At 32.8% G+C, this 8,965-nt stretch carries 7 protein-coding genes; 4 read left to right on the top strand and 3 right to left on the bottom strand.

Annotated features, from left to right (window positions below; all coding sequences use genetic code 11):
• Nucleotides 1–4 precede the first annotated feature (4 nt).
• Entirely contained in the window at nucleotides 5–1,285 is a 1,281-nt protein-coding gene (locus tag WBQ70_RS10020) for an NAD(P)/FAD-dependent oxidoreductase (protein WP_423913596.1), read from the top strand.
• 64 nt (nucleotides 1,286–1,349) lie between these two features.
• Here the strand turns inward: WBQ70_RS10020 and WBQ70_RS10025 are convergent, their stop codons facing one another.
• Together WBQ70_RS10025 and prfB are read right to left on the bottom strand one after the other, a co-directional pair.
• Nucleotides 1,350–2,546 carry a multidrug effflux MFS transporter gene (locus WBQ70_RS10025; RefSeq protein WP_423913599.1) on the bottom strand — a complete coding sequence of 399 codons (1,197 nt, stop codon included), beginning with the start codon at nucleotides 2,544–2,546 and terminating at the stop codon, nucleotides 1,350–1,352.
• Nucleotides 2,547–3,017: 471 nt separating this feature from the next.
• Nucleotides 3,018–4,116, bottom strand: a protein-coding gene (gene prfB, locus WBQ70_RS10030; RefSeq protein ID WP_423913602.1) for a peptide chain release factor 2 whose coding sequence is annotated in 2 segments (ribosomal slippage) — nucleotides 3,018–4,052 and nucleotides 4,054–4,116 — 1,098 coding nt in all. Because the reading frame shifts where the segments join, the coding sequence is not laid out codon by codon here.
• Nucleotides 4,117–4,228: 112 nt separating this feature from the next.
• Here prfB and WBQ70_RS10035 point away from each other — a divergent pair.
• The gene (locus WBQ70_RS10035) at nucleotides 4,229–5,254 is read left to right on the top strand and encodes a threonine aldolase family protein (RefSeq protein WP_423913604.1); all 1,026 of its coding nucleotides are present in this window, start codon (nucleotides 4,229–4,231) and stop codon (nucleotides 5,252–5,254) included.
• Between the two features lie 86 nt (nucleotides 5,255–5,340).
• Here WBQ70_RS10035 and WBQ70_RS10040 read toward each other — a convergent pair whose 3' ends face one another.
• The gene (locus WBQ70_RS10040) at nucleotides 5,341–5,661 is read right to left on the bottom strand and encodes a YbaB/EbfC family nucleoid-associated protein (RefSeq protein ID WP_423913606.1); all 321 of its coding nucleotides are present in this window, start codon (nucleotides 5,659–5,661) and stop codon (nucleotides 5,341–5,343) included.
• 143 nt (nucleotides 5,662–5,804) lie between these two features.
• Here WBQ70_RS10040 and WBQ70_RS10045 point away from each other — a divergent pair, with 143 nt between their 5' ends.
• The gene (locus tag WBQ70_RS10045; protein WP_423913609.1) at nucleotides 5,805–7,865 is read left to right on the top strand and encodes a S9 family peptidase; all 2,061 of its coding nucleotides are present in this window, start codon (nucleotides 5,805–5,807) and stop codon (nucleotides 7,863–7,865) included.
• Nucleotides 7,866–7,935: 70 nt separating this feature from the next.
• Nucleotides 7,936–8,965 (top strand): PLP-dependent cysteine synthase family protein (locus WBQ70_RS10050; protein WP_423913612.1); only part of this gene is annotated, 1,030 nt, incomplete at its 3' end.

The following is an 8,965-nucleotide window of genomic DNA, read 5'->3' on the forward strand; positions in this document are numbered from 1 at the left end:
CAATATGGAAATTGTAATAATCGGCGGAGGATTTGCTGGAATGAATCTAGCGAAAGAACTTTTAAATCAAGATGGAGTTCATGTAACATTAGTTGATAAAAATAATTATAATTTTTTTCCCCCTCTTATCTATCAAGTAGCGACAGCATATCTAGAACCATCAAGTATTAGTTATCCATTTCGTAAATTTTTTGCAGGTAAAAAAAATCTGCAATTTCGTTTGGGTGAATTTATTGAAGTAATTCCAGGGGATAAAAAAGTAATATTAAGTAATGGTGAGTTAAATTATGACAAACTAATATTTGCTACTGGTGCTGAAACAAGTTATTTTGGTATGGAAAACGTTAAAAAGAACGCCATCCCAATGAAAACACTAAATGATGCTATTGTCATGCGTAACACTTTGTTGAAAAACTTAGAAAAGGCAGCTATAACCAAAGATATTCGTAAGCGTCGTAAATTATTAACTATTGTTGTAGCAGGTGGAGGACCTACAGGTGTAGAAATATCTGGAATGTTTGCTGAAATGCGAAAAAATATTCTTTTAAAAGAATATCCAGAATTAGGAACCAGTGCTAGTAATATTTATTTAGTAGATGGAGGTCCCGCTTTATTAGCGCCAATGAGCAAACAATCTCAAGATGATACCTACAAAGCAATTACGGAACTTGGTGTGATTGTTAAATTGAATAATAATGTCGTTGATTATGTTGATGACACAGTGCATTTTGCTAATGGTGAAACCATTCAAACCAAAAACTTGATCTGGGCAGCAGGAGTTACTGCTAGAGAATTTAAAGGAATTCCAGCGGAAAGTTACGGTCGTGGAAAACGTTTAAAAACAGATGCCTTTAATAAGTTAGAAGGTTTTAATAATATTTATGCTATAGGTGACACTTGTATTCAATTTAACGATGAGGCTTTCCCCCATGGACACCCACAAGTAGCCCAAGTAGCCATACAACAAGGGATTAATTTAGCCAAAAACACGAAAGCTTCTCTTCAAGGAAAACCAATGGTTCCTTTTAAATATCTTGATAAAGGATCAATGGCTATTATTGGAAAAAATAAAGCCGTAGTTGATTTACCAAAACCAGAAATGCATTTCAAAGGTTTCTTTGCATGGATTATATGGTTGTTTATTCACTTGATTTCTTTGATTACTTACCGAAACAAAGTAAAAACATTCTACAACTGGATGGTGGCTTATTTCTCTAAAGACAACTCTTTACGAATGATTATCAGACCAGATAAAAAAGCATCTAAATCAGTTTCAGAAGCTTAATTGAAACACATTTATAAAATTAAAACCCCAATGAATAGTTGATATTTATTGGGGTTTTGTTTTTCTAATTTTTATTAGAAATGATGGTTCGTTTTCCAAGTTGTAGTATAATCAAAGCGGTAATGGTTGTTGACATCATAATAACAACCATAGGGGTGATGGATTCGATTACAAAGATACTAACTGCATAAGACGCTAATGCACCTAATCCTAATTGTATAGCACCCATTAAAGCTGAAGCACTTCCTGTGTTTTTGGTGAATGGTGCCAATGTAAGTCCAGCAGTATTGGGATTTGAAATTCCTAAACAGCCTAAAAATAAGAATAATAAACCGATTGTTTCATACAGCCCTAATAAGTCATTCAATGCTGCAATCAAAAATGTAATGCTAATTACGGATTGTATAATTAATGCATTAAAAATCATTTGTTCGCTAGTGAATTTTCGTAACAAGACTGAGTTGAGTTGACTGGCTCCAATAAAACTACAGGACATAAAAGCAAAGATCCAACCATAGGTTTTAGCATCTACATTAAAGATATCCATGAATAGAATTGGAGAAGCAGCTACATAAGTAAAAAGTCCTGAAAAAGCCATTGCTCCTGTAAAGGCATAGGTGTAAAACTGTGGCTCTTTTAATACTTTTAAAAAATTACTGATGATTGGTTTTGGTTTTAACGAAATAGATTCATCTGGTGTGTAGGTGTTGGGTAAACCAAATTGGGCTGATATAAGTACTCCTATCCCAAGAAACATCAAAATTAAAAATACAGCTTGCCATCCAAAACCAGCGGTAACATATCCACCAATAGTTGGTGCCAACATAGGCGATAATCCTACAACTAACATTAATAAGGAAAAAACTTTCGGAATTTCTTTTACTGGAAATAAATCTCTTACCATAGAAACTGATGCTACTGTTGCTGCACAACTTCCTATTGCTTGGATAAAACGCAAACCAATAAAGGTATCAATGTCTTTAACAAAAACACAACCAAGGGAAGCTATTATATAAACAAGGAGCCCTATAAAAAGCGGTTTTTTTCTTCCAAATCGGTCTAATAATGGACCGTATAATAACTGACCTGCTGATATACCTATAAAATAACTTGATAAGGTCATGGCAACATTAGCTACACTTGTATTTAAGTCTTTGGCAATACCTGAAAAACCTGGTAAATACATATCAATTGAGAAAGGACCAAGTGCTGTAAGAGAACCTAAAATTAAAATTGTTTTAAAATAATTAGACTTTGTCATTTCATTTTTTTTATTTGGCACAAAGGTAATTTATTATGACCTGTTTATTGGTTTATAGTATATTAGAATATTTAAAAAATCAATAAAACTTTCAATATTAAAAATAAAAAGTTAATATTGTGTTAAGCCAAAAAAAAACAATTAAACCAAATGACTTTTGCTCGTTCTAAACTGTAAATCTGTTTTTAATAATTTTAATAGTTTAAAATCCAATATTTAAAGTTGTAGTCGTATACATTTTATTATAATTTTTAAAAATTATGGTTTTAGAATAAAATAATTTCATTGGTTAGTTTGACGATTCATCCAGTTTTAGGATGGATCGTTTTTTTTTCCACAATCAATTAAATGATATTAAAATAGAATCTATTTTTAATAAAAAAGTCTTCCAAATTATATTATTAATACAATTTGAAAGACGAACTATTTTATTCAAGGCAATATACTTCTTATTATGAGGTAGAATTCAAATTATTCTTCTTCACGTTGTCCCATCATCATCAAGTAGGCTTTTAGAAAAGGGTCAATATCACCATCCATAACAGCATCCACATTGCTAGTTTCATAACTAGTACGAACATCTTTAACAAGCTTGTAAGGTTGCATTACGTAGTTTCGTATTTGTGACCCCCACTCAATTTTCATTTTTCCAGCTTCGATATCGCTGCGTTGTTCTAATTGTTTTTTTAATTCAATTTCGTACAATTGAGAACGTAACATTTGCAAGGCACGACTTCTGTTGTCGTGTTGTGAACGCGTCTCTGAACATTGAATTTGAATTCCAGATGGTTTGTGAACTAATTGAACTTTGGTTTCAACCTTATTCACATTTTGTCCACCTGCACCACTAGAACGAGCCGTTGTTATTTCAATATCAGCAGGATTAATTTCGATTTCAATAGTATCATCCACTAAGGGATACACATACACTGACGCAAAGGACGTATGACGTTTGGCATTACTATCAAAAGGAGAGATTCGCACCAATCGGTGTACTCCATTTTCACCTTTTAGATATCCAAAAGAATAATCTCCTTCAATTTCAAGTGTTACCGTTTTAATCCCTGCTGCATCTCCTTTCTGAAAGTTTAATTCTTTGATTTTGTAGCCACTTTTCTCTGCCCACATCATGTACATGCGCATCAGCATTTCAGCCCAATCACAACTTTCAGTTCCACCAGCACCAGCTGTGATTTGTAAAACAGCACTCAAACTATCACCTTCATCTGATAGCATATTCTTGAATTCGATTCCTTCAATATGAGAAGCTGCTTTATCGTATTGCTCGTCTAATTCTTCAGATGTAAATTCACCTTCTTTGTAAAACTCATAAGCTAATTGTAATTCGTCTGTAAATTCGATGGCTTTATTATAGTCTTCAATCCATTTTTTCTTAGATGTCAGATTTTTAACAATAAGTTGTGCTTCTTTGGCGTTATTCCAAAAATCAGGAGCAAAAGTTTTCTCTTCTTCGTTAGCAATTTCGATTAATTTAGCATCAACGTCAAAGATACCTCCTCAACGCACCAAGGCGCTCCACAATACCTTTAATTTGTTCGGTAGTTGTCATAAATTATTATAATTTTGTTGCGCAAAAATAGAAAAATTTTGTGAAGGGACAAGGCGGGACTTGTCTGTATCTCATATATGCTTTTTGTCCGTATCATATTATAAAAAATAAAATGGAAATAAACTTAGTTAGTGACACTGTTACGAAGCCCAATTTCGAAATGCTAGAGTGTATGTTTAACGCTCAAGTAGGAGATGATGTTTACAAGCAAGACCCTACGGTTATTGAACTTGAAGCTACAGTCGCACAAATCTTCGGAATGGAATCAGGGTTGTTTTTTCCATCAGGAACTATGGCTAATCAAACTGCAATTAAATTACAGACCAATCCTGGTGATCAAGTTATTGCTGACAAGTTTTCGCATGTTTATTTATACGAAGGGGGAGGAGCTTCTTTCAATAGTGGCGTTTCTTTTAATTTAATTGATGGTGATAGAGGTATGATTACGGCGGAACAAGTGACTCAGGCGATTAATAATCCTGATTTTTATCACACTGCTTTTACAAGTTTAGTTTGTGTAGAAAATACTACAAATAAAGGAGGTGGTGCTTGTTATGAATTAGGAGATCTTCAAAAAATAAAAGAAGTCTGCATTGCTAATAACTTAAAGTTTCATATGGATGGCGCCCGAATTTGGAATGCGTTAATTGCTAAGAAACAAAACCCCAAAGCCTTTGGTCAGATTTGTGATACGATTTCAGTTTGTTTATCTAAAGGATTAGGGGCTCCTATTGGTTCTGTTTTATTGGGAGATAAAGCAACTATTCAACGTGCCTTGCGAATCCGAAAAATGCTTGGAGGAGGCATGAGACAAGTAGGTTATCTAGCAGCTGCAGGTTTGTATGCTTTAGAAAATAATATCGCAAAATTATCGGAAGACCACCGTAGAGCCAAAGAAATAGCACAAGCTTTATCAAAAACAAACTGGGTAGCTACGGTTGAACCTGTTGAAACGAATATTATTATTTTTTCGGTCAAGCCAAATTATAACCAAAACCTAGTAATAGAGAAATTAAAACAAAAGAATATTTCTTTTAGTGCTCTAGGAGAAAATAAACTTAGAATGGTAACCCACTTGGATTATAGGGAAGTAATGCACGGTTATGTGCTAGAGACAATCGAGAAGTTAGTGATGTAGATAGAAGTAGTTATAGGTTATGTGTTATTTATGTCGTTTGAACGTGCAATTTTAACTCTTAACCTATAACTCTAAACTTATAACTTTTATTTAAATAAATTATCCATTCCTGGAATCATTGGCATATCCATTTTGGCAACAGCGTCTAATTCAGCATCTTGAATTTTTGTAGCATTGTCTATGGCTTTATTTAAAACTAATATTAAATAATCTTCAAGTTGTTCTTTGTCTTCCAATAGCGCATCAGCTATGGTGATACTTTTTATTTTACGACTAGCACTAATTGATAATTTCAATAAACCGTCTGTACTTTGTTCGTCAATAAAAACAGTATCCAATCGTTTTTTTGTCAATTCGATTTTGTTTTGGGTCTCTTTTAGTTTACCCATCATTCCCATTAAATCCATTTTTATTTATTTTAGTGTTTATAAGGCTAAATTAATATATTAAAAGCAAAATACAATGTTAAAATAGATGAAAAGCCTATACGATTTACGTAACGTTTGACTTATTTTTACACCCAGTCTTATTTCAATACGAAAAACACCTAATGACAAATACCATACAAGCCCCGATTGCTAAAATTATACCAACTGAATTACAGAAATTTGGCGATGTTAGAACTGATAATTATTTTTGGTTAAACAATCGTGAAAATCCAGAAGTAATTGATTACCTAAATAAAGAAAACGAGTATTATCAAGAAATGACTGCTCATACTAAAACGTTTCAAAACGAATTGTATGAAGAGATGAAAGGCCGCATTAAGGAAGACGATGAATCGGTTCCATATTTTTATAACGGGTATTATTACATTACTAGATATGAAACTGGAAAAGGATATCCTATTTATGCTCGTAAAAAAGAAAGCCTTACAGCACCTGAAGAAATTCTTTTTGATTGTAATGTATTAGCAGATGGACAGGCTTATTTTAAATTGGGAGGAATGAGTATTAGCCCCGATAATAAATGGGCTATTTTTAGTACTGATGTTATTGGTAGAAGAATTTATAACATTCAGGTTAAAAATTTAGAAACAGGCGAAATTCTAGAGGATACAATCGAAAAAGTAACTGGATCTGCAGTTTGGGCTAATGATAATCAAACTATTTTTTATTCTTCTCAAGATGAACAAACTTTGCGCTCTGATAAAATTTTCAAGCACAAAATAGGAACTAGACAAACCGATGATGTTTTGGTTTATTTTGAAAAAGACGATACATTCAGTGTTGATGTTGCCAAAACAAAATCTAGAAAATATTTAGCAATTGAGTCAAGTAGTACCTTGACAACTGAATACCGTATTTTGAATGCTGATACTCCAGATGGAAAATTCAAAATGTTTCAAAAAAGAAAAAGAGGAGTAGAATATAGTTTAAGTCATTATAAAGACAGTTTTTATATTCTAACTAATAAAGATGAGGCGGATAATTTTAAATTAATGAAAACATCCGAAGAAGCTACTACCTCTGATCATTGGGAAGAATTAATTGCACATCGTGAAGAGGTGTTATTAGAAGGTGTGGAGCTATTTTCAAACTATTTGGTATTGGAAGAACGTACAGGAGGCTTGAATAAAATCCGAATTATGTCTTGGGACAGAAAAGAAGAATATTATTTGCCTTTTGGAAGTGAAACCTATACTGCTTTTACATCAACCAATGTAGATTTTGAAACTGAAATTTTGCGCTACGGCTACCAATCAATGGCAACCCCATCTTCGATTATTGATTTCAATATGCGAACTAAAGAAAAGGAAGTTAAGAAAGAGCAAGCCGTTTTAGGAGGTACATTTGACAAAGATAATTATATAGAAGAAAGAGTTTGGGCTACCGCTACTGATGGTACTCAAATACCAATTTCTATGGTATATCGCAAGGATTTGAAAAAAGATGCGTCTAATCCATTATTACTGTATGCTTATGGCTCTTATGGGCATTCTATGGATGCTTATTTTTCATCAACACGTTTGTCACTATTAGATCGAGGTTTTATTTATGCTATTGCTCATATTCGTGGTGGAGAAGATTTAGGAAGACAATGGTATGAAGATGGAAAATTGTTAAAAAAGAAAAATACATTTTCGGATTTTATAGATTGTTCTAAATTTGTTATCAATCAAAAATATACATCAACAGAACATTTGTATGCTGAGGGTGGTTCAGCAGGTGGACTATTAATGGGAGTTATTGCAAATGATGCTTCAGAACTGTACAACGGAATTATTGCTCAAGTGCCTTTTGTTGATGTAATGACAACAATGCTGGATGATACAATTCCTTTAACAACAGGCGAGTATGATGAATGGGGTAACCCTAATATAAAGAAATATTACAAGTATATGATGTCTTATTCACCTTATGATAATGTAAAAAAACAAAAATATCCTCATATGTATGTTTCTACAGGATTGCACGATTCGCAAGTGCAATATTGGGAACCGGCGAAATGGGTTGCTAAGTTGAGAACTGTTAAAGATGAAAGTACAGTTTTATACCTTGATACTAATATGGATGCTGGACATGGTGGGGCTTCAGGACGATTTGAAGCACTTAAGGAATTAGCAAAGGAATTTAGTTTTTTATTAGAATTAGAAAAAATTAAAGAGTAATTAGATATTTTTTGTTAAATTTGCAATGTATCATTGTTAAATAAAATTAACCTTGATTAACTATTTATTTATGAAAGAAGAAATAAATGCTTATAATAATGTTTTAGAATTGATAGGCAATACACCGCTTGTTAAACTAAATAAAGTGACTGAAAACATGGAAGGAAACTTCTATGCAAAGGTAGAAGCTTTTAATCCGGGTCATTCTTCTAAGGATAGAATCGCATTATACATTATTGAAGAAGCAGAAAAAAAAGGATTATTATCACCAGGTGATACTATTATAGAAACTACTTCTGGGAATACTGGTTTTAGCTTAGCTATGGTGAGTATTGTCAAAGGATATAATTGTATACTGGCTGTAAGTTCTAAATCGTCTAAAGATAAAATTGACATGCTTCGTAGTCTTGGAGCAAAAGTGTATGTTTGTCCAGCAAATGTTGCTGCAGATGATGAAAGATCGTATTATAGTGTTGCTAAACGATTGCACGATGAAACCAAAGGTTCTGTTTACATCAATCAGTATTTCAATCAGTTGAATATTGATGCGCATTATAACACAACGGGTCCAGAAATTTGGAAACAAACCAATGGTAAAATTACACACCTTGTTGCATGCAGTGGAACAGGAGGGACAATTTCGGGTACAGCAAAATACTTAAAAGAACAAAATCCCAATATCAAAATTTTGGCAGTGGATGCTTTTGGTTCTGTATTAAAAAAATACCATGAAACAAAAGAATTTGATGTAGATGAAATTTACCCTTATCGTATTGAAGGATTAGGTAAAAATTTGATTCCAACAGCTACAGATTTTGATGTAATCGATAAGTTCATAAAAGTAACCGATGAGGAAAGTGCACACTCAGCAAGAGAAATCACGAGAAAAGAAGGTTTATTTGTTGGATATACTTCAGGAGCTGTTTTACAAGCTATAAAACAATATCACGAAGAAGGAGAGTTTAATAAAGAAAGTAATGTAATTGCAATTTTTCCTGATCATGGCTCAAGATACATGAGTAAAGTATTTAGTGATGACTGGATGAATGAACAAGGTTTCTTTGATAGTATTAATGAAGAAGAAACACAAAAAATTGAAA

The sequence above is a fragment of the Flavobacterium sp. genome, from assembly GCF_049590715.1.
Taxonomy (GTDB): domain Bacteria; phylum Bacteroidota; class Bacteroidia; order Flavobacteriales; family Flavobacteriaceae; genus Flavobacterium.

Excerpts from the sequence above, each read along its gene's own strand:
- WBQ70_RS10020 (WP_423913596.1), top strand. The coding sequence starts at position 5 with ATGGAAATTGTAATAATCGGCGGAGGATTTGCTGGAATGAATCTAGCG.
- WBQ70_RS10045 (WP_423913609.1), top strand. The coding sequence starts at position 5,805 with ATGACAAATACCATACAAGCCCCGATTGCTAAAATTATACCAACTGAA.
- WBQ70_RS10040 (WP_423913606.1), bottom strand. The coding sequence starts at position 5,661 with ATGGATTTAATGGGAATGATGGGTAAACTAAAAGAGACCCAAAACAAA.
- WBQ70_RS10035 (WP_423913604.1), top strand. The coding sequence starts at position 4,229 with ATGGAAATAAACTTAGTTAGTGACACTGTTACGAAGCCCAATTTCGAA.
- WBQ70_RS10025 (WP_423913599.1), bottom strand. The coding sequence starts at position 2,546 with ATGACAAAGTCTAATTATTTTAAAACAATTTTAATTTTAGGTTCTCTT.